Source organism: Streptomyces sp. NPDC045021 (genome assembly GCF_056432645.1).
Genome location: NZ_JBWKIQ010000011.1, coordinates 33033 through 54173, shown reverse-complemented (window position 1 = coordinate 54173; position 21141 = coordinate 33033). Strand labels below are relative to the sequence as shown.

The window sequence follows — 21141 nt, the reverse complement described above, 5'->3', positions numbered from 1 at the left end:
GCGTCGGCGGACATCAGCGGAAGTCGGCGGCGTGGTCTGCGGCCCATTCGCGGAAGGTGCGCGGGGCGGTGCCGGTGAGCTCCTCGACGGTGGAGGTGATCGGCTCCGGGGAGCCGGCCATGCCGGCCCAGGCCTGCAGGACGGTGTCCACCCCCGACGGCGGCAGCCAGGCCAGCATCTGCTGCCGCTTCTCTGCGACCGTCATCTCCTCGAACCGCACCGGGCGGCCGATCGCCTCGCCGATGGCGTGCGCCTGCTCGGCCTGGGTGATCAGGGCGGGCCCGGTGAGAACGTACGTGGCGCCCGCGTGCCCGCCGTCCGGGCCGTCGGTCAGTACCCGTACGGCGACCGCCGCGATGTCCCGCTCGTGGATCAGCGGCCGGGCCAGCGCGCCGTTCAGATCGCGGACGGTGCCCTCGTCGCGGATCTGCTGCGCCCAGCCGAGGGTGTTGGAGGCGAAGCCGACGGGGTGCAGGAAGGTCCAGTCGAGCCCGGACTTCTCGATCAACCGCTCCATCTCGCTGTGGAACGAGGTGATCGGGTCCTTCGGCCCGTCGCTCTTCGGCTGCGCGCCCAGCATCGAGAGGTAGACGATGTGGCGCGCGTGCTTCCCGATCGCTTCCAGGACGGCGGGCGCCGCCTCGGTGGTGAGGAACGGCCAGACCAGGAAGACGGTGTCGACGCCGTCGAGCGCCGCGTGCAGGCTCCCGGGATCCGACAGGTCCCCGGCCACGACCTCGACGCCTTCGGGCACCCGGGCCGTGCCGGGGTTACGGGCCAGGGCGCGGAAGGCCGCGCTCCGGCCCAGCAGTTGGGACACGACCTGCCCGCCGACTTTGCCGGTCGCTCCGGTGACCAGGATCATGACGCTCTCCTCGATGGGTTCTCACGTGCTGCTCGGTGTGTGGTGTCCAGCCTGCGAGTTGAACCATGGTTGAGGTCAAGCGCCGTCCCGGCGGTCTATACGGTGCCGGCCACGGGAGCCACGGCCGTGGGGACGGCGGTTGTGGGAGCCACGGTCGGGGGACTCACCGCTGCGGGAGCATCCGTGGCGGGACCCTCCACCGCGGGAGCGGTGTCGTGGTACGCCTCGACCTCCCACAGCGAGTAGCCGTAGACGGTGCCGCGCTGGATGAGGTGGATCCGCAGATACCGCCCGGAGCCGCTGAGCCCGGTCAGGTCCTGGGTGCCGCCGGCGCCGCCGTTGGTGGAGTAGACGGTGCTCCAGGTCACGCCGTCGTCGGACAGCTGGATCTGGAACGCCCTGGCGTACGCCGCCTCCCAGGTGAGCTTGACGCGGTTGACGGCCTGGCTGCTGCCCAGGTCGATCCGCAGCCACTGCGGATCCGCGAAGGTGCTGGACCAGCGGCTGCCGTAGGTGCCGTCCACGGTGCTCTCCGCGGGGAACGCCGGCGTCTCGGTGCTGGATACCGTCACCGGGCGGCCGAGGGCCAGATCACCGGCGGTGGTGTCGGTGGGCCAGCCGGGCGGGCGGCCGACGGCGGTGACGATCGGCTGGAACTCCATGAGTTTCGCGACCAGTTGGGGGGAGCCCCAGGTGCGCTGAGACAGGGCCCGCAGCGGGGTCATGATGCCGGATGCCGTCTGCTGCTCGGTCTCGGCGTCGGGGTGGTCGCACCAGACGTGCAGCACCGAACCCCGGTTGCGGGACGGGTCGGTGATGGTGGCGCCGGCCTGGAAGATGTCGGGGTTCCAGCTCTCGTACATGTACGGGGTGTTGGGCCTGCCGCCGCCGAACACGTAGTAGGTCGGGTTCCAGCTGGAGTTGTTGACGGTGTGGCCCGCGGCGACGAGCTGCTGCGGGGTGAGCCCATAGGTGTTCCAGTAGTCGACGGTGATGTCCGCGTTCGGGACGATCGTGCCGTCGCCCGGCTTGATGCCGTCGTTCCACATCCGCATCGTCCTGCCGCCGGCCCGGACGAGGGAGTCGGCCCAGTTCACGAAGCCGTAGAAGACGTCCTTGGCGGTGGCATCGGGACCGTAGTGGGCGCGTGCGTAGCTGAGCAGCTGCGGGTAGCTGCCGTAGTTGGTGACGTACTCGTCCGCGCCCAGGTGCCAGTACTTGGCGGGGAACAGCGGCAGGAACTCGGTGATCAGGTCCTGGATGAGGGTGTAGGCCGCCGGGTTGGACAGGTCGATGTACTGGTGGCTCGGGGTGCCCGCGCTGTTGGTGAGCCGCAGTTCGGGGTGGGCGGCCAGCGTCGTGTTCATATGGCCCGGCATGTCGATCTCGGGCACGACGGTGACGTGGTACCGGGCGCCGAGCGCGATGAGATCGGTGATCTCCTGCTTCGAGTAGTGCGCGGCGGAGGTGATCTCGGGGTGGCTGGTGCTCTCCAGCCGGAAGCCGTAGGTGTCGGACAGGTGCAGGTGGAAGTAGTTCATCTTCAGGTAGGCGAGGTCCCTGATCTGGCCCTGCAGCCAGGGCACGGTGAAGTACTTGCGCCCGACGTCGACCATCAGCCCGCGCTCGGGCTTGGCGGCCCAGTCGCGCGCCGTCCCGGCGGCGATGGTGGGGGACTGCTTGAGGAGCTGGAGCACCGAGCGGGTGCCGTAGAAGGCCCCGGCGCAGGACTGGGCCCGGATGGTGACGGTCGACGCCACGGTGAGGGTGTACCCCTCGGTGCCGAGCGCGCTGTCCGTCGAGCCGAGGGTGAGGAACAGGTCACCGGGCCGCACGGTGGAGGCCGCACCGCCGACGTGGCTGACGGGCCTTCCGGCGAGCTGCGTCAGATCGTCGGCGAAGACCTGCCCAGTGGTGCCGAGCGCGGCCTCGTAGGCGCTGTCGGTCACGACCCGGCCGGCGGGCCCGAAGGTGTACGAACCGCTGCCGGCGGTCCACTGCTGGAGGGCGGGGATGGTGCGCGGTGCGGCGGTGGCGGCGTGCGCCGGCTCCTGGGCGAGCGGCATGACGAGGGCGAGAAGCAGGCCGAGCAGTACGCCGAGACGGGCGCCGGGCCCGAGGGAGGCGCGAGCGTGGGGGGAGAACCGCATGGTCGAGGACTCCTGCCTGGAAAGGGACGATGCGCGAGCGGTCGGGACAACTCGGTGCGTCACCGGGTGCGGCGATACCCGCCGACGCGTGTCAGCGGCTCCGGGCGCGTGGGCCGTTGACGGTCAGATCGGCGGATTGCCGGGGATCTTCGGCCCCAGGTAGTGGGCGGTGATGCTCTGCCGCGACCGGGCGACGAGTGCGGGGACGCCTTCCGCGACGATCCGCCCGCCCCGGTCGCCGCCGCCCGGACCCATGTCGATGATCCAGTCGGCGCCGGCCGCCACATCCATGTCGTGCTCGACCACGACGACCGAGTTCCCCGCGTCGACAAGCCCGTGCAACTGGCGCATCAGCAGCTCGGTGTCGGCCGGGTGCAGCCCGGTGGTCGGCTCGTCCAGCAGGTAGACGGTGTGCGAGCGCGGCCCGCGGCCCGCGCGCTGCAGTTCGGCCGCCAGCTTGATCCGCTGGGCCTCCCCGCCGGACAGTTCGGTGGCCGGCTGGCCGAGCCGCAGATAGCCGAGGCCGACCTGTTTCAGGGTCTTCAGCGGCCGGCCGGCGGCGGGGACGTCGGCCAGGAAGTCGTGCGCCGCGTCGACCGTCATCGCCAGGACGTCGGCGACGCTGGCACCCCGGTAGGTGATCTCCAGGGTCTCCGGCTTGTAGCGGGCGCCGTGGCAGGTCGGGCAGGGCGCGTAACTGCCGGGCAGGAAGAGGAGTTCGACGGCGATGAAGCCCTCGCCCTGGCAGGTCTCGCAGCGGCCGGTGGCGACGTTGAACGAGAAGCGTCCGGCGTTGTAGCCGCGTTCCCGGGCCTCGTCGGTGGCGGCGAAGAGCTTGCGTACGGCGTCGAAGAGACCGGTGTACGTCGCCAGGTTGGACCGGGGCGTGCGGCCGATGGGCCGTTGGTCGACCCGCACCAGCCGGCCGACGGCTTCGAGCCCGGTGACGGTGGCGGCGTACGAGGCGGCGCTTCCTCCCTCGGCCGGGACATCGTCCGCCCCGGCCTCCTCCGGGTCCTCCTCCACGGCCGTCCCCAGGTGTTCCGTCAGGACATCGGCCAGCACTTGGCTGACCAGCGTCGACTTCCCCGACCCCGAGACGCCGGTCACCACCGTGAAGACACCGAGCGGCACCACCGCGTCGAGCCCGCGCAGGTTGTGCCGGGTGATGCCGTGCAGCCGCAGCCGGCCGGACGGTTCGCGCGGTACGCGGGCGGCCGCCGGGGGGCCTTCGGGGAACAGGAACCTGCGGGTGGCCGATGCGGCGACCGTCGCCAGTCCCGCCACCGGACCGCTGTGCAGCACCTGCCCGCCGTGCTCGCCCGCGAGGGGCCCGACATCGACGACCCAGTCGGCACGCGCCACCACCGCCATGTCGTGCTCGACCACGAAGAGCGAGTTCCCGGCCGCCCTGAGCCGGTCGAGCACCGTCAGCAGCGCCTCGGTGTCGGCGGGGTGCAGCCCGGCCGACGGTTCGTCGAGGACGTAGACGACGCCGAAGAGACCCGAGCGGAGCTGGGTGGCGAGCCGCAGCCGCTGCAGTTCGCCCGCGGAGAGCGTCGGCGTCGGCCGGTCCATGCTCAGATAGCCCAGGCCCAGCTCGGTGAGGGCCTCGATCCGGGAGACGAGGTCCCCGGCGATGGTGCCGGCCACGGAGCCGGTCTCGTGCGGTGTGTCCCGCAGCAGCCGGGCCAGTTCGGTGAGCGGCAGGCCGGCCAGGGCGGCGATGTCCCGGCCGACGAAGGTGACCGCCAGCGCCTCGGGGCACAGCCGCCGCCCGCCGCACACCGGGCAGGGCGCGCTCGTCATGAACCGCCGTACCCGTTTGCGCAGTGGCTCGCTCCGGGAGTCGGCGAAGGTGTGCAGCACGTAGCGCTCGGCGCTCATGTACGTGCCCTGGTAGGGGCGTTGGATGCGGTCGGCCTCCCGTACGGGGTGGACGGTGACGACCGGCTGCTCCGGTGTGAACAGGATCCAGTCGCGTGCCTCCCGAGGCAGCTTGTGCCAGGGCGCGTCGATGTCGTGGCCGAGCGCGGCGAGGATGTCGCGGAGGTTCTTGCCCTGCCAGGCCCCCGGCCAGGCGGCCACCGCACCCTCGCGGATGCTCAGCGACGGATCGGGGACGAGCGAGCCCTCGCTGACCCGGTGCACCGTGCCCAGCCCGTGGCACTCCGGGCAGGCGCCCGCCGCGGTGTTGGGGGAGAAGGCATCGGAATCCAGCCGCTCGGTGACCCCCGGCGGATAGCTTCCGGCGCGCGAGTACAGCATGCGCAACGAGTTCGACAGCGTGGTGACGGTGCCCACCGAGGAGCGCGAACCCGGCGCGGACCGCCGCTGCTCCAGGGCGATGGCCGGCGGCAGACCGGTGATCTCGTCGACCTTGGGTGCGCCGATCTGGTGAATCAGCCGCCGCGCGTACGGGGCCACGGACTCGAAGTAGCGGCGCTGCGCCTCGGCGTAGATGGTGCCGAAGGCGAGCGAGGACTTGCCGGAGCCGGAGACTCCGGTGAAGGCGACCAGCGCGTCCCGCGGCAGGTCCACATCGACCCCGCGCAGATTGTGCTCCCGCGCGCCGCGCACCCGGAGGTACGGATCGGTCATCGGGCTCCTCTCCGTCCCATCGGGGTGCGGCCGCAGGCGGGTGCCGGTTTTGACCTGATCGTACGATTTGATCCGGAAAGGGCGCGAGCGGCCGTGGCATCGGAGTGCCCCGCGCGCTGTGGCCGAGGTGGGGTTTTCGGTGCCGCTCCGTCAGAAGCCCTGTGGTCCGGGGCCGGTCAGCGGCGACAAGGGGGGCGGGCCGAGCGCTGTCGGGGGAGTGGTCAGGGCGTGCCGACGCCTGCGGGGCCGCCCCGCGCGGGGACGGCTGCCGCGGGCGTACCGCGAGGTCAGACGCGGGCGACGACGTACCGGAAGACGTTCTCCATCCGGACCGTTCCGTCGGCCCCCCGGTACGGGTGCAGCGCCTCCGCCAGCTCCTTCTCCACCTGTGCCTGGTCGGTGGCCTCCGCGGCCGGATCGAACAGACCGGTGGAGAGCAGCCCGCGGACCGCGCTGTCCATGTCGGGATAGCCGAACGGGCAGGCCACCCGGCCGGAGCCGTCCGGCCGCAGCCCCGCGTCGCGGGCCAACTCCTCCAGGTCGTCACGCCCGCTGAGCCGGCGTCTGACCAGGTGTCCGTGCGGTTCCGCCAGCCGCGCCGCGACACACAGCACGCGGAAGGTGGCACACCGCTCGGAGGGACCCCAGCCGGCCAGCACCACGGGACTGCCGCGCTCCGTGAGCCGGGCCGCTTCCCTCAGGCCGGGCCGCAGTTCGTCGCAGGGCGACGCCGGATCCAGCGCCGTCACCATCGTGAACGCCGCGCCCGCCCGGTCCGCCGGGCGCTCGGGAACGCCGAACCGTAACTCCGCGCGGGCCCTGCGCCGGGCCGGCGCACCCCACTGCGGTTCGGGGAGCAGCCGCTCGCGGGCCAGCGCGAGCCGGCGTTCGTCGGGATCGCAGCCGGTGACGGCCGCGCCGCGGGCCGACGCCATCAGCAGCGCGAGGCCGGAGCCGCAGCCGAGCCCGAGCAGGCGGGTGCCGGGTCCGACCTCGAGTCGGTCGTACACGGCCTCATAGAGCGGAACCAGCATCCGCTCCTGGATCTCGGCCCAGTCCCGTGCCCTCGTATCGGCGCGTGTCCTGGATCCGCGAACGAGCGTGGGTGTCATCGAGCCGCCCCAATCAGCCGAGTCGCCGTCCTCGTGTACCCCCCGGTTGCTTCGTACATGCCCCCGAAAGCCAGACAACTCCGGTTTTGCGTTCCCGTCCAGAGGGCGGCCCGATTCACGTCCGACGGTCATCGCCCCGTAACATCGGCGGCATGGCAAAGCCCCCCGTTCTCACGCCTCAGGCGGTCGACTTCCCCCGCTGGTACCAGGACCTGGTCAACAAGGCCGAACTGGCCGACAACGGCCCGGTGCGCGGCACGATGGTGATCCGTCCGTACGGATACGCCCTCTGGGAGCGGATGCAGCAGGAGATGGACGCGCGCATCAAGGACGCCGGTGCGCAGAACGCCTACTTCCCGCTCTTCATCCCGCAGTCGTACCTGACGCGTGAAGCCGAGCACGTGGAGGGCTTCGCCCCCGAGCTGGCGGTCGTCACGCACGGCGGCGGCAAGGAGCTGGACGAGCCGATCGTCGTCCGCCCGACCTCCGAGACGATCATCAACGAGTACTTCTCCAAGTGGGTGCAGAGCTACCGCGACCTGCCCCTGCTGATCAACCAGTGGGCGAACGTCGTCCGCTGGGAGATGCGTCCGCGCGTCTTCCTGCGCACCACCGAGTTCCTCTGGCAGGAGGGCCACACCGCGCACGCCACCTACGAGGACGCGCGTGCCTACGCCGCGCGGATCCACGAGGACGTGTACGCCGACTTCATGGTGAACGTCCTCGGCATCGATGTGGTCCTCGGCCGCAAGACCGCCAAGGAGCGCTTCGCCGGCGCGATCAACACCCTCACCCTCGAGGGCATGATGGGCGACGGCAAGGCCCTGCAGATGGGCACCAGCCACGAGCTGGGCCAGAACTTCGCGAAGGCCTTCAACACCTCGTACCTGTCGGGCGAGGGCAAGCAGGAGCTCGTCTGGCAGACCTCGTGGGGCGTCTCGACCCGCATGGTCGGCGGCCTGATCATGTCGCACGGCGACGACAACGGCCTGCGCGTCCCGCCGCGGCTCGCCGCTGTCCAGGTGGTCGTGCTGGCCATCAAGGGTGACGACACGGTCATCGCCAAGGTGCACGAGATCGGTGCCCGCCTCAAGGCGGCCGGGATCCGCGTCCAGGTGGACGCCCGCACCGACACGCCGTTCGGCCGCCGGGCCGTGGACTGGGAACTCAAGGGCGTTCCGGTGCGGGTCGAGGTCGGCCCGCGCGACCTGGAGAACGGCACCGCGATGCTGGCCCGCCGGATCCCCGGCGGCAAGGAGCCGGTGGCGCTCGACGCGCTGGAGGCCCTGATCCCCCGGATCCTCGAAGAGGACCAGGCGCAGCTGCTGCGGGAGAGCCTGGAGCGCCGCGAGTCGCGCACCGTGGACGTGGCGACCATCGGGGAGGCGGCCGAGGCCGCCGCCACCGGCTGGGCCCGCATCCCGTGGGCGGACCTCGGCCCGGAGGGCGAAGCCAAGCTGGCCGAGCAGAGCGTCTCGGTGCGCTGCCTGATCGCCGAGGACGGCTCCGTGCCGGACGCCGACGACGCCCCGGGCACCATCGCGGTCGTCGCTCGCGCGTACTGAGCCGGTACCGTCCCGCGTACTGAGCCGGTACCGCCGCCATTACCGCTGGTCGCTGACGGTCCTCCGTCGGTAGCCGAAGGTAGCTGGCCGGAAACAATCGTAAGTTTTCGGCGATACGCCCCGACTTCTGGGTGGGTGTTCGGATTCTCCACTATCCTCCGCACCCGCCCCTCGCCGGACGCATCCTCCGGAACTGACCGATGAGTGCAAATTATTTGGGGTGGCCCGGAATCGGAACACTGGGCCACCCCGGCTCGTTGTCACGGCGTGAGCACGACACCACCAGTTCTCGCCGCCGAGCTGGCAGTCGCGTGGGCCGATATTCAACGGCACCACCCCGAACTGCCGGATCTGGCCGCGCCAGAGTCCCTTATCGGAGAGTCCTCGTCCGCCTGCGGGACCGAGCTCTCCTTCGAAAGGCTGCTCCACGAGGCCGTGCACGGAGTCGCCGCAGCACGCGGCGTCCGTGACACGTCGCGAGCCGGCCGCTACCACAACCGCCGTTTTCTGGCGATCGCCGATGAATTGGGGCTCGACCACGCCGAGGAGCCGCATCCCAGCAGTGGCTTCTCCCTGGTCGGTCTGCGCCCGGACACCAAGAAGCGTTATCGAGCCACCATGGACCGGCTGCACCGGGCCCTGAAGGCGCACACCGTCGCGACCACCGCGGACACCGCACGCAGTTTCCGCGGTCCGGCCGCGCGGCACGGCTCGTCCGGTGGCGGAGTGCGCGTCAAGGCCGTCTGCGACTGCGGGCGCAACGTCCGCGTCGTCCCGTCGGTCCTCGCCCAGGCACCGATCATGTGCGGGGCCTGCGGACAGGCGTTCCGCATCCCGGAGGTCGTCGGCGCCGGCGTCGGGTGAGGTGAGCCGAAGCCGCTGGGCCGCTCGGATTAGCCGGGCGTGTCACCGTGTGGCAGAATAGCCAGCTGAGAACTCGACAGCCGTGCAGGAACCCTCTCTCCTTCGGCTGACGCGTCCGTCGGGCGCACGAATCCCACAACCCCACGTGGGTGTCCGCTGTGCCCAACCTCGTCAATTCCAGGAGAACCCACTCCCGTGGCAGTCAAGATCAAGCTGAAGCGTCTGGGCAAGATCCGTTCGCCTCACTACCGCATCGTCATCGCCGACTCCCGTACCCGCCGTGACGGCCGGGCCATCGAGGAGATCGGCCTGTACCACCCGGTGCAGAACCCGTCGCGTATCGAGGTCGACACCGAGCGTGTCCAGTACTGGCTGGGTGTCGGCGCACAGCCGACCGAGCCCGTGATGGCCATCCTCAAGGTCACCGGCGACTGGCAGAAGTTCAAGGGCCTGCCGGCCCCGGCTCCGATGCTCGTCGCCGAGCCGAAGGTCGACAAGCGCGCCCTCTTCGAGGCCGCTGCCAAGGACGCAGGCAACGAGCCCAAGGGTGAGGCAATCACCCCGAAGGCCAAGAAGGCGGAGAAGGCCGAGAAGAAGGCCGATGACGCTGTCGAGGCCGCTGTTGAAGCCCCGGCCGAGTCCACCGAGGCCTGAGCATGCTCGAGGAGGCTCTCGAGCACCTCGTGAGGGGCATCGTCGACAATCCCGATGATGTGCAGGTGTCCGCGAAGACCCTGCGCCGCGGGAGTGTCCTCGAGGTCCGGGTGCACCCGGACGACCTCGGCAAGGTGATCGGCCGCAACGGCCGCACCGCACGCGCTTTGCGTACTGTCGTGGGCGCCCTCGGTGGCCGTGGCATCCGCGTCGACCTCGTCGACGTGGATCAGGTCCGCTGAGACCAATGCAGTACCGGCACGGGCCGGGGCCGGCAATCGCCGCCCCCGGCCTGTTGTCGTGTTCCAGAGACTGAACGAAGGGCAAGCAGAGTGCAGCTGGTAGTCGGCCGGATCGGGCGTGCCCACGGCATCAAGGGCGAGGTCACCGTCGAGGTGCGCACCGACGAGCCGGAAGTACGGCTCGGACCGGGCGCGGTACTGGCCACGGACCCGGCCACGGCCGGTCCGCTGACCATCGAGTCCGGGAAGGTGCACAGCGGCCGTCTGCTGCTGCGCTTCGAAGGCGTGCGGGACCGCAACGCGGCCGAGGTGCTGCGCAACGTCCTGCTGATCGCCGAGGTGGACCCGGCGGAGCTGCCCGAGGACCCCGAGGAGTTCTACGACCACCAGCTGGTCGACCTCGACGTGGTCACCGTGGACGGCACCGAGGTCGGCCGCATCCTGGAGATCTCGCACCTGCCGGGACAGGACCTGCTGATCGTCGAGCGCCCGGACGGTACCGAGGTGATGATCCCGTTCGTCAGCGAGATCGTCCCGGAGATCGACCTGGAGAACCAGCGCGCCGTGATCGACCCGCCGCCCGGCCTGCTCAACGAGGCCGAGGCCGAGATCGCGAGCACCCGCGACGCCGACGACGACGCGGCAGCCGACGGCACTGCCTGATGCGTATCGATGTCATCACGATCTTCCCCGAGTACCTCGAACCGCTGAACGTGTCGCTGGTCGGCAAGGCGCGGGCCCGCGGGCAGCTCGATGTGCGGATCCACAACCTGCGCGACTGGACCCACGACCGGCACAACACCGTGGACGACAGCCCGTTCGGCGGCGGCCCCGGCATGGTGATGAAGCCAGAACCGTGGGGCGAGGCACTGGACGCGGTCTGCGCGTCGGGAGCCGGGGAGCCGTCGGCTCCGGATGCGGTGGCTCAGGACGCTGTGGCACCGGACGCTTTGGCTCCGGACGTGGCGGCTTCTGAGCTGGTGGCTACGGATGCGGTGGCTTCGGATGCGGTGGAGCAGCGGCCCGTGCTGGTCGTTCCGACGCCCAGCGGTCTGCCGTTCACCCAGGAGCTGGCGGTGGAGCTGTCCGAGCGACCTTGGCTGGTCTTCACACCCGCCCGCTACGAGGGCATCGACCGCCGGGTCATCGAGGAGTACGCGGACCGTTTCGACGTCCGCGAGGTCTCCATCGGCGACTACGTGCTGGCCGGCGGCGAAGCCCCGGTCCTGGTGATCGTCGAGGCGGTGGCCCGGTTGCTGCCCGGCGTGCTGGGCAACGCCGAGTCGCACCGTGACGACTCCTTCGCGCCCGGCGCGATGGCCGACCTGCTGGAGGGGCCGGTCTACACGAAGCCGCCGGTCTGGCGGGGGCGCGAGGTGCCCGAGGTGCTGCTCAGCGGCCACCACGGCAAGGTCGCCCGCTTCCGCCGCGACGAGGCGTTCCGCCGTACCACCGCCAACCGGCCCGACCTGATCGAGCGCTGCGACCCCGCCGCGCTCGACAAGCTCGACCGCAAACTCCTGGCGGAGCTGGGCTGGGAAGAGCTGCCCGACGGCCGATTTGGGCGCGCGGCCTCCGCCGTGGAAGAATAGCCGCCTGCTGTACGTCCGGCGGCGCCCCTGCCACAGGGGGACCGACGTTCGCCCGACGGAGCGGCATTCCGAATCATCATCACGACAGTTCCGCCGATGACCTGTGGCATGGGCGAAGGAAGCAGAAGATCTTCATGCATATTCTCGACTCCGTCGACAACGCGTCGAAGCGTGACGACGTCCCGGCGTTCCGCCCCGGTGACACGATCAACGTCCACGTGCGCGTCATCGAAGGCACCCGCTCGCGTGTGCAGCAGTTCAAGGGCGTAGTCGTCCGCCGCCAGGGCGCCGGCGTCCGCGAGACCTTCACGGTCCGCAAGGTCAGCTTCAGCGTCGGCGTCGAGCGTACCTTCCCGGTGCACAGCCCGATCTTCGAGAAGATCGAGATCGTGACCCGCGGCGACGTCCGTCGCGCCAAGCTGTACTACCTCCGTGAGCTGCGCGGCAAGGCCGCGAAGATCAAGGAGAAGCGCGACAACTGAGCCCATCGCGGGGCCGTATAGGCTCTCCGCTCGATGGACACGGACGCAGGACTCTCGGAGCGCGATCGCTCTTCCACTGCTGACCAGCAGGGGGAGCAGCGGTCGCGCTTCGCTGTGTCCCCGTCCGCCGTGCCCCCGTGGTGGTCCGTGGCCCGCTGGTGGCGTACGGCCCTACCGGCCGTCGCGTGCGTGGCCGCCCTGTTCGTGGTGAACGCCTTCATGGTGCAGCCGTTCCTCGTCCCCAGCGGATCGATGGAGGGGACGCTGCACGTCGGGGACCGGGTGCTGGTGAACAAGCTGGCGTACCGTTTCGGCCGGGTGCCCCAGCGGGGCGACATCGTGGTCTTCGACGGTGACGGATCGTTCCTCCGTACCGGCGGGACCGACTATGTGAAGCGGGTGATCGGTGTCGGCGGGGACCGGGTCACCTGTTGCGATCCGCGGGGCAGGCTCATGGTGAACGGCCATCCGTTGGACGAGGAGTATCTGTATCCGGGCAATACACCGTCCCAGGTACCGTTCGACATCCAAGTGCCGTCAGGGAGGCTGTGGGTGATGGGTGACCACCGCGACGACTCCCGGGATTCCCGGGACCATCTCGGCGAGCCCGGCGGCGGCACGGTCCCGCTGGACGAGGTGATCGGACGGGCCGACTGGATCGGCTGGCCGATCGGCCGCTGGCGGTCCCTGAAGCGTCCGGCCGCCTTCGCCGCCATACCAGGACCGGACCGCGGCCATGGGTAACCGCGGCAGGCCGCGGTACGGGCACCACCGGCCGCGCCCGGCCCCGGCCCCCCGCGTGGGCACGCGTCCGGGCGCGGGCGCGGGTACGGGTACGGGCCCTGGGCGCGATGCCGGCAACGGCTACGACAACGCCAGCAGCTACGACAGCGGCAGCGGCTACGGCGACGGTTACGACAACGGCTACGACAGCGGCTACGGCGACGACAACGGCACCGGATACGACAACGGCACCGGATACGACAACGGCACCGGTTCCGGTTCCGGTTCCGGTTCCGGCAGTGGTCCGGGCAGTGTCTCCGTGCCGCGCGGCGGCCCCACCCGGGCGGAGCGGCGCAAGCTGGCCCGCAAGGTCAAGCGCAAGCGGCGCCGGTCGCGGGCGCAGGAGGTGCCGCTGCTGCTCGTGGTGGCGCTGTTGATCGCTCTGGTGCTCAAGACGTTCCTGCTGCAGGCCTTCGTCATCCCGTCCGGCTCGATGGAGCAGACCATCAAGATCGGCGACCGGGTGCTGGTCGACAAGTTGACGCCGTGGTTCGGCAGTACGCCGCAGCGCGGCGATGTCGTCGTGTTCAAGGATCCGGGCGGCTGGTTGGCGAACGAGCCCAAGCCGAAGCCGGATCCGGTGGTGGTCAAGCAGGTGAAGGAGTTCTTCACCTTCATCGGACTGTTGCCGGCCTCGGGCGAACAGGACTTGATCAAGCGGGTGATCGCGGTCGGCGGCGACACCGTGAAGTGCTGCGACAAGGACGGCCGGGTCACCGTCAACGGCACACCGTTGACCGAGCCGTACCTCAATCCGGGGAATCCGCCCTCGCTGTCGCAGTTCAGCGTGAAGGTGCCCGTGGGGCGGGTGTGGGTGATGGGGGACCACCGCTCCGACTCGGCCGACTCCCGCTTCCACATGGACCAGCCTGGTCAGGGCACGGTGCCGCTGGATCTGGTGGTGGGCCGGGCCTTCGTCATCGCGTGGCCGCTGGGCCATTGGCGCAAACTGGAGGAGCCGGGGACGTATGCCTCGGTGCCCGACGCGCGGGCGACCGGCACAAGTGCACTGGAACCGCCGACTATGGTGGGCACGGCCAACAATGGGCAAGGAACGAACCACCTCCCGACTCCTGCGGAACTCCCGCTCGTTATGGGAGTGGTGGGCCTACGTCAGTCATGGCGCAGGCGGCAGCGTGGAATGAGGAGTGAACGTGGGGGACCTGGCGGTCGGCGCACGATCCGGATCCGGCGAGCCCGAAGACGGGAACATCCCGATGGGCTCTGTCCAGAAGACGGCGGGCGGCGGCTCGGCCCCCGATGCGGGGCACGAGAACGAGTCCGGACCCGAACCAGAACCCGGCGGGGCAGCCGGTGGCGAGGACGGCGGAGAGGCGGGCCGGCGCCGCCGTAGGCCGGAGCGCAAGCAGCGGTCGTTCTGGAAGGAGCTGCCCCTGCTCATCGGCATCGCGCTGGTCCTGGCGTTGCTGATCAAGACGTTCCTGGTGCAGGCGTTCTCCATCCCGTCGGACTCGATGCAGAACACCCTGCAGGAGGGCGACCGGGTCCTGGTGGACAAGCTGACCCCGTGGTTCGGCTCCGGGCCCGACCGCGGCGAGGTCGTCGTCTTCCACGACCCGGGCGGCTGGCTGCCCGAGAACCCGCCGCCCAGCGGCAACGCGGTGTCGCGAGGGCTGCAGTCGGCTCTCAGCTTCATCGGTCTGATGCCCTCCGCGCAGGAGAAGGACCTGATCAAGCGGGTCATCGGCGTGGGCGGGGACACCGTCGAATGCAACGGCACCGGTCCGCTGAAGGTGAACGGCAAGGCGCTCGTCGAGCCGTACGTCTACCCGGACAACACTCCGTGCACGATGGACAAGCCATTCAAGGTCACGGTGCCCAAGGACCACATCTGGGTGATGGGCGACCACCGCCAGAACTCGTTGGACTCCCGGTACCACATGGATCAGCCGGGCGGGGGCTATGTCCCCGTCGATGACGTGGTCGGCCGTGCCTTCGTGAAGGCCTGGCCCATCAACCGCTGGGGCATGCTGCCCATCCCCGACACCTTCGAGCAGCCGGGGATCAACGCGGCGGGTGCCGCGCTGCCGGCCACCGGCGGGCTGGTGGCCGCGCTTCCGCTGGTGCTGATGCGCCGGCGCCGGCTGACCCGCAAGGGCGCCGAGGCCGCGCGGGCCGCCGAGGGCTCCGCGAGCTGACCGGGCTGACCGGGCTGGCCGCCAGGGTGGTCGGAGCAGGGCGGCCGGTGCGGGGCGGCCGGGGTCGAGGAGCGCCGGCCCGGCCGCAAATGCCTGCCGGGGACTGCTGACCTCGGCAGGTACCGCCGGGTAGGGTGCGGATCCATGAGCAGCACTTCCACGAGCAGTCGTGCGATACGTAGGGATGACGGCCGGCTCGGACACGTACTGTCCGGGCTGGCCGTAGCCATGGGGTGTGTGCTGTTCCTGGGCGGCTTCGCCTGGGGAGCGGTGACCTACCGGCCCTACACCGTTCCGAGCGACTCCATGCAACCGACCGTGCAGCCGGGGGACCGGATCCTGGCGCAGCGCGTCGACGGTTCGGACGTCCGGCGCGGCGACATCGTGGTCTTCCAGGACCAGCTGTGGGGCACCGCGACGCTGGTCAAGCGCGTCGTCGGGGTGGACGGCGACGTCATCACCTGCTGCGACAAGCAGGGCCGGATGCTCGTCAACGGCAAACCGATCGAGGAGAGCTACCTGCTCAACGGCGGGCCGGCCTCGAACACCCCCTTCCAGACCACGGTGCCCAAGGGGCAGCTCTTCCTCCTCGGCGACAACCGGGCCGAGTCGCTGGACTCCCGGGTGCACATGACCGATGGCGCGACCGGTACGGTGCCGCGCGGTGCGGTCCGGGCCCGGGTGGACGCCACGGCGTGGCCGCTCGGGCGGCTCGGCATGGTGGATCGCGTCAAGAACTTCGCAGCGCTGCCCGGCGGGACGTCCCAGCCGGGGCCGCTGCCCTGGATCACGGCCGCGGTGCTCGCCGGAGCGGCGCTGATCCTCGGGGGCGCGGCGTACGGTCCGATCGCCCGCAGACTGCGCCGCCACCGGTGATCAGGCGTCGCGCGGCCCGGGTCGTCCTGCTGGATCCCGCCGACCGCATCCTGCTGCTGCACGGCTTCGAACCGGCCGACCCGTCGGTGACCTGGTGGTTCACCCCGGGCGGCGGCGTCGAGGAGGGCGAGAGCCTGGAGGCGGCGGCCCGCCGGGAGCTGGCCGAGGAGACCGGGATGACCTCGGTGGAGCTGGGGCCCGTGCTGTGGGAGCGGACCTGCTCGTTCGCGTTCGACGGGCGGGAGTGGGAGCAGGACGAGTGGTACTACCTGGCACGCACCAGGACCACGGAGTTCGACACCCACGGGCACACCGACCTGGAGCGGCGCAGCGTCACGGGGCTTCGATGGTGGACCTGCGAGGAACTTCTGTCCTCTCGTGAGACGGTGTACCCGATCAGGCTCGCCGGGCTGCTGCGTACGCTGCTCGACGAAGGACCCCCACAATTCCCGATCCCTCTGGGGACGGAGCGTGACTGACGCACAATGGGGGGACGTACGGCTGAAGGGGAACATGCGATGAGCGCCGAGGACCTCGAGAAGTACGAGACCGAGATGGAGCTGAAGCTCTACCGGGAGTACCGCGATGTCGTCGGGTTGTTCAAATATGTGATCGAGACCGAGCGGCGTTTCTACCTGACCAACGATTACGAGATGCAGGTGCACTCGGTTCAGGGTGAGGTTTTCTTCGAGGTGTCCATGGCTGACGCCTGGGTGTGGGACATGTACCGGCCGGCCCGCTTCGTGAAGCAGGTCAGGGTCCTCACATTCAAGGACGTGAACATCGAAGAGCTGAACAAGGCCGATCTCGATCTCGCGTCCGACGAAGCGGGCTTCAACAGCTGACCCAGGGTGTGGACGACGGCCCGCAGAACCGCATCGTGACCCGGGTTGTCCACAGGTAAATTCAAGATCATCTCAAAGGCGCCACCTCCGTCACAGTGAGTGGCGGAGGTGGTGTGCGTGAACGCACGAGCAGCCCGTGGCAGGTATGGCGAGGATCTGGCGGCCCGCCGGCTCGTCTCGGCCGGCCTGAGGGTTCTGGAGCGGAACTGGCGGTGCCGCGCCGGTGAGGTGGACATCGTCGCGTCCGAGGGCGACGCGCTGGTGATGTGCGAGGTGAAGACCCGCACCGGCGGTGCCTACGAGCACCCCATGGCGGCCGTCACCCCGCGCAAGGCGGAGCGGCTGCGGCTGCTCGCCGATTACTGGCTCAGCGAGCACGGCGGACCGCCCTCCGGTGGGGTGCGGATCGACCTGGTCGGGGTGGTCCTGCCCGGCCGCGGCGCGGCGCGGGTCGAGCATGTGCGGGGGGTGGCCTGATGGGCTTCGCCCGCACGTGCTCCGTTGCCCTGGTCGGCGTGGAGGGCGTGGTCGTCGAGGTCCAGGCCGACCTCGAACCGGGGCTCGCCGCGTTCACCCTCGTCGGTCTGCCCGACAAGAGCCTGAGCGAGAGCCGCGACCGGGTCCGGGCCGCCATCGTGAACAGCGGGGAGACCTGGCCGCAGAAGAAACTCACCGTGGGCCTCAGCCCCGCCTCGGTCCCCAAGAGCGGCAGCGGGTTCGATCTCGGGGTCGCGTGCGCGGTGCTCGCCGCCAACGAACGGATCGCGCCCCGGGCCATCGCCGACCTGATGATGATCGGCGAGCTGGGCCTCGACGGCCGGGTACGGCCGGTCCGTGGTGTGCTGCCCGCCGTCCTCGCCGCGGCCGACGCCGGCTACCGGCACGTCGTCGTCCCGGAACGCACCGCGGCCGAGGCCTCCCTCGTCCCCGGAGTCTCGGTGCTCGGGATCCGCACCCTGCGCCAGCTCGTGGCGATCCTCAACGACGAGACGGTCCCGGATGAGGACGAGGCGCGGGACGAGGGCCGCCCCGACCCCCTGCTCGCCGGGCTGGCGGTGCCCGGGGCCGGAATGGGCACCGGAGTCTCCGACCGGGAGTCGCTCACCGACCTGGCGGACGTCGCGGGTCAGCAGACCGCCCGGCGCGCCCTGGAGATCTCCGCGGCCGGCGGCCATCACCTGTACTTGAAGGGGCCACCGGGCGCCGGGAAGACGATGCTGGCCGAGCGGCTGGCCGGCCTCCTGCCGCGGCTCACCGCGCAGGAGTCCCTGGAGGTCACCGCGGTGCACTCGGTCGCCGGGATTCTGCCGCCCGGCAAGCCCCTGATCGACACCCCGCCGTACTGCGCCCCGCACCACTCGGCGACCATGCCGTCCATCATCGGCGGCGGCAGTGGTCTGCCCCGGCCGGGAGCGGTCTCCCTGGCTCACCGGGGTGTGCTCTTTCTTGACGAGGCACCGGAGTTCAGCGGCCGGGTGCTCGACGCGATGCGTCAGCCACTGGAGTCCGGGCATGTGGTGGTGGCCCGCTCCGCGGGAGTGATGCGGCTGCCCGCGCGCTTCCTGCTCGTCCTCGCCGCGAACCCCTGTCCGTGCGGGCGGCATTCGCTGCTGGGGCTGGGGTGCGACTGCTCACCGGCCGCGGTCCGCCGGTACCAGGCGCGACTGTCCGGGCCGCTCCTGGACCGGGTGGACCTCCGCGTCCAGGTCGAGGCGGTGACCCGGACGGAACTGATCGAGGGCGCGTCGGGCGCCGAGCCGACCGCGCGGGTCGCGGACCGGGTGCGGCTGGCGAGGGAGCGGTCGGCGGTCCGGTACGCGGAGACCCCGTGGCGTACCAACAGCGAGGTGCCCGGCCACGAGCTGCGCACCCGCTGGCAGGTGGGTCCGGCCGGGCTGCGGGAAGCCGAAAGGGATATGGAACGCGGGCTGCTCACCGCTCGTGGTCTGGACCGCGTGCTGAGGGTGGCCTGGACGATCGCGGATCTCGCGGGCGTCGAGCGGCCCGGCCCGCAGGAGATGGCGGAGGCCCTGCAACTGCGCACTGGTGTCGCCCGCGGGGTACCGGCCGTGGTGGGCGGTGGCTGATGGCCGTTGGTGAGGAGGAGCGGCTCGCGCGCGCCGCGCTGACCAGGATCGCCGATCCCGGTGACGAGACCGTCGGCGAATGGCTGCGGGACCGGGATGCGCGGGAAGTGGTGCGGGAGATCCTGGCCGGTGTGCCGCTGCCGGGGGCGAGCGAGCGGCGGATGGCCGGGTATCGGATACGGGCGGGAGCGCTGGACCCTGCCGCGGATCTGGCCGCGGTGGAGGCGCTGGGCGGGCGCTTCGTGTGTCCGGGCGACTCCGACTGGCCGGCGCAGCTGGACGATCTCGGCGCTGGGCGTCCCTACGGACTGTGGGTGCGGGGGCGGCCGAAGCTGCGGATGTGGGCGCTGCGGTCGGTAGCCGTGGTCGGCGCCAGGGCCTGTACCGATTACGGCGCGCACATGGCGGCCCGGCTGGGTGTCGGGCTCGCCGAAGCCGGCTGGGTGGTGGTCTCGGGCGCGGCCTACGGTGTGGACGGCGCGGCCCATCGCGGCGCGCTGTCGGCGGCCGGGGCGACCATCGCGGTGCTGGCCTGCGGAGCGGACGTGCCCTATCCGCCGGGGCACGCCGAATTGATCACCCGTATCGCGGAACAGGGGCTGGTCATCGGTGAGTTGCCACCGGGATCCCACCCCACCCGCAGCAGGTTCGTGCTCCGCAACCGCGTCATCGCCGCTCTCACCCGTGGCACGGTGGTGGTCGAGGCGCAGCACCGCAGCGGCTCGCTGATCACAGCGCGGGTCGCCCGGGAGCTGGGGCGGCTGACGATGGGCGTGCCGGGCCCATGCACCTCGGGTCTCTCAGCCGGCGTGCATGAACTGCTGCGTCATGAGGCGGCGCTGGTCACCGACGCGGCGGAGGTCGTCGAGATGGTCGGCAGGATCGGCGGGGACCTCGCGCCCGAGCGGCGCGGTCCTGTGCTGGCCAGGGATCTGCTGGCGACCGACGCCATGCGGGTCCTGGAGGCGCTGCCCGCCCAAGGCGGCGCCGGCGTCGAGCAGATCGCCCGTGCGTCAGGCACCGGTAAGGACGACACGCTCGGACGCCTCTACGAATTGCAGGCGCTCGGCTTCGTGGAACGGGAAGGAGAACGATGGAAGTTGACCCGATTCACCCAGGACCGGACGGTTCCCCGGGCAGAGTGACCCGGTCAACACGGAGCACTTCGAGGGAAGGTGGTTGACCTGGGGCAATCGGGTGAAGAGGTTTGGAGTCGGCGTGGGGACTGCATGATTGCTCAACATTCCCTCGCGGGAGACTCGCGGCGGACTCGAAGCCGCGGACCCCTCAGCGGAACGTATCTGCGCATGCTGCACACGGAAGTCGTAGCAATAAGCGACACTATGGTCACGCTACGCTCCTATTGACCCCATTTTCCGCCCATGTCACGGCAGAACGGCACAAGACGACGCATGCCCCAGCACATCCCCGGGCCGGACCGGGCCACGTCGGCCACCGCCGCGCGCAGTGCCCCCCGTCCCGCCGCCCCCACCTCGCTCGACGCGCTGTGGCGGACCTACAAGTCCACGGCGGACGCGAAGCTCCGGGAGCAGCTCATCCTGCACTATTCGCCGCTGGTGAAGTACGTCGCGGGGCGGGTCAGCGTCGGCCTGCCGGCCAACGTCGAGCAGGCGGACTTCGTCTCCTCGGGGGTCTTCGGGCTCATCGACGCCATCGAGAAGTTCGACCCGGAACGGGCGATCAAATTCGAGACGTACGCGATCACCCGGATCCGCGGCGCCATGATCGACGAACTGCGGGCGCTGGACTGGATTCCGCGCTCCGTTCGGCAGAAGGCGCGGGCGGTGGAGCGGGCCTACGCCACCCTTGAGGCCTCGCTGCGGCGCTCGCCCAGCGAATCCGAGGTCGCCGCCGAGATGGGCGTCGGCCTGGAGGAGCTGCACGGAGTGTTCAGCGCCCTGTCGCTGGCGAACGTGGTGGCGCTGGAGGAGTTGCTGCATGTCGGAGGCGACAGCGGCGACCGGCTCAGCCTCGTCGACACCCTGGAGGACACCGGCGCCGACAACCCGGTGGAGGTCGCGGAGGACCGCGAGCTGCGCCGGCTGCTGGCCCGCGCGGTGAACACGCTCCCGGAGCGCGAGAAGACCGTCGTGACGCTCTACTACTACGAGGGGCTCACGCTCGCGGAGATCGGGCAGGTGCTCGGCGTCACCGAGAGCCGGGTCAGCCAGATCCACACCAAATCGGTTCTGCAGTTGCGGGCGAAGCTGGCGGACGTCGGCCGCTGACGCCGGTCACCGCCT

21 protein-coding genes are annotated in these 21141 nt (G+C 70.7%); 17 read left to right on the top strand and 4 right to left on the bottom strand.

All coding sequences use genetic code 11. The features are described from left to right. Positions 1 to 13 precede the first annotated feature (13 nt). From AC07DC_RS29205 to AC07DC_RS29190, 4 genes are all read right to left on the bottom strand, one after another. Positions 14 to 865 carry an NAD(P)H-binding protein gene (locus tag AC07DC_RS29205; protein WP_478917488.1) on the bottom strand — a complete coding sequence of 284 codons (852 nt, stop codon included), beginning with the start codon at positions 863 to 865 and terminating at the stop codon, positions 14 to 16. A gap of 95 nt (positions 866 to 960) precedes the next feature. Then, positions 961 to 3015, bottom strand: a complete 2055-nt coding sequence (locus tag AC07DC_RS29200) for a family 20 glycosylhydrolase (RefSeq protein WP_478917487.1) — start codon at positions 3013 to 3015, stop codon at positions 961 to 963. 123 nt (positions 3016 to 3138) lie between these two features. Next, positions 3139 to 5616: an excinuclease ABC subunit UvrA gene (locus tag AC07DC_RS29195; protein ID WP_478917486.1), complete on the bottom strand. Its 2478-nt coding sequence runs from the start codon at positions 5614 to 5616 to the stop codon at positions 3139 to 3141. A gap of 287 nt (positions 5617 to 5903) precedes the next feature. Further along, positions 5904 to 6728 carry a methyltransferase domain-containing protein gene (locus AC07DC_RS29190; RefSeq protein ID WP_478917485.1) on the bottom strand — a complete coding sequence of 275 codons (825 nt, stop codon included), beginning with the start codon at positions 6726 to 6728 and terminating at the stop codon, positions 5904 to 5906. 152 nt (positions 6729 to 6880) lie between these two features. Between AC07DC_RS29190 and proS the strand changes: the two genes are divergently transcribed. The 17 genes from proS (at position 6881) to whiG (ending at position 21126) form a co-directional block, all read left to right on the top strand. Then, positions 6881 to 8293: a proline--tRNA ligase gene (proS, locus tag AC07DC_RS29185; RefSeq protein WP_478917484.1), complete on the top strand. Its 1413-nt coding sequence runs from the start codon at positions 6881 to 6883 to the stop codon at positions 8291 to 8293. A 267-nt stretch (positions 8294 to 8560) separates the two neighbouring features. Continuing rightward, positions 8561 to 9157, top strand: a complete 597-nt coding sequence (locus AC07DC_RS29180; protein WP_478917483.1) for a hypothetical protein — start codon at positions 8561 to 8563, stop codon at positions 9155 to 9157. A gap of 195 nt (positions 9158 to 9352) precedes the next feature. After that, positions 9353 to 9811 (top strand): 30S ribosomal protein S16, encoded by a 459-nt coding sequence (gene rpsP / locus AC07DC_RS29175; RefSeq protein WP_478917482.1) that lies wholly within the window; start codon positions 9353 to 9355, stop codon positions 9809 to 9811. A 2-nt stretch (positions 9812 to 9813) separates the two neighbouring features. After that, positions 9814 to 10053 (top strand): RNA-binding protein, encoded by a 240-nt coding sequence (locus tag AC07DC_RS29170; RefSeq protein ID WP_138356444.1) that lies wholly within the window; start codon positions 9814 to 9816, stop codon positions 10051 to 10053. A 90-nt stretch (positions 10054 to 10143) separates the two neighbouring features. Continuing rightward, entirely contained in the window at positions 10144 to 10716 is a 573-nt protein-coding gene (rimM, locus tag AC07DC_RS29165; RefSeq protein ID WP_478917481.1) for a ribosome maturation factor RimM, read from the top strand. Further along, positions 10716 to 11645: a tRNA (guanosine(37)-N1)-methyltransferase TrmD gene (trmD, locus tag AC07DC_RS29160; protein WP_478917480.1), complete on the top strand. Its 930-nt coding sequence runs from the start codon at positions 10716 to 10718 to the stop codon at positions 11643 to 11645. Before rimM ends, trmD begins: the two co-directional genes overlap by 1 nt. Before the next feature lie 134 nt (positions 11646 to 11779). After that, positions 11780 to 12127, top strand: a complete 348-nt coding sequence (gene rplS / locus AC07DC_RS29155; RefSeq protein ID WP_138356441.1) for a 50S ribosomal protein L19 — start codon at positions 11780 to 11782, stop codon at positions 12125 to 12127. Positions 12128 to 12160: 33 nt separating this feature from the next. Next, a complete protein-coding gene (lepB, locus tag AC07DC_RS29150; protein WP_478917479.1) occupies positions 12161 to 12871 on the top strand; it encodes a signal peptidase I in 711 nt (236 codons plus the stop codon). A 298-nt stretch (positions 12872 to 13169) separates the two neighbouring features. Beyond that, positions 13170 to 14264, top strand: coding sequence for a signal peptidase I (lepB, locus tag AC07DC_RS29145; RefSeq protein WP_478917718.1), 1095 nt, complete (start codon positions 13170 to 13172; stop codon positions 14262 to 14264). A 70-nt stretch (positions 14265 to 14334) separates the two neighbouring features. After that, entirely contained in the window at positions 14335 to 15069 is a 735-nt protein-coding gene (gene lepB, locus AC07DC_RS29140) for a signal peptidase I (RefSeq protein ID WP_478917717.1), read from the top strand. Between the two features lie 144 nt (positions 15070 to 15213). Further along, positions 15214 to 15945 carry a signal peptidase I gene (gene lepB / locus AC07DC_RS29135; RefSeq protein WP_478917478.1) on the top strand — a complete coding sequence of 244 codons (732 nt, stop codon included), beginning with the start codon at positions 15214 to 15216 and terminating at the stop codon, positions 15943 to 15945. Next, complete coding sequence (locus AC07DC_RS29130; protein WP_478917716.1) at positions 15945 to 16424, top strand: NUDIX hydrolase; 480 nt, start codon at positions 15945 to 15947, stop codon at positions 16422 to 16424. The genes lepB (AC07DC_RS29135) and AC07DC_RS29130 overlap by 1 nt, the downstream gene beginning before the upstream one ends. 39 nt (positions 16425 to 16463) lie before the next feature. Continuing rightward, complete coding sequence (locus tag AC07DC_RS29125) at positions 16464 to 16790, top strand: DUF2469 domain-containing protein (protein ID WP_250977965.1); 327 nt, start codon at positions 16464 to 16466, stop codon at positions 16788 to 16790. A gap of 117 nt (positions 16791 to 16907) precedes the next feature. Next, positions 16908 to 17267: a YraN family protein gene (locus AC07DC_RS29120; protein WP_478917477.1), complete on the top strand. Its 360-nt coding sequence runs from the start codon at positions 16908 to 16910 to the stop codon at positions 17265 to 17267. After that, complete coding sequence (locus tag AC07DC_RS29115) at positions 17267 to 18877, top strand: YifB family Mg chelatase-like AAA ATPase (protein ID WP_478917476.1); 1611 nt, start codon at positions 17267 to 17269, stop codon at positions 18875 to 18877. The genes AC07DC_RS29120 and AC07DC_RS29115 overlap by 1 nt, the downstream gene beginning before the upstream one ends. Beyond that, positions 18877 to 20022, top strand: a complete 1146-nt coding sequence (gene dprA / locus AC07DC_RS29110; RefSeq protein WP_478917475.1) for a DNA-processing protein DprA — start codon at positions 18877 to 18879, stop codon at positions 20020 to 20022. Before AC07DC_RS29115 ends, dprA begins: the two co-directional genes overlap by 1 nt. Before the next feature lie 267 nt (positions 20023 to 20289). Continuing rightward, a complete protein-coding gene (gene whiG, locus AC07DC_RS29105; protein WP_478917474.1) occupies positions 20290 to 21126 on the top strand; it encodes an RNA polymerase sigma factor WhiG in 837 nt (278 codons plus the stop codon). Positions 21127 to 21141 lie beyond the last annotated feature (15 nt).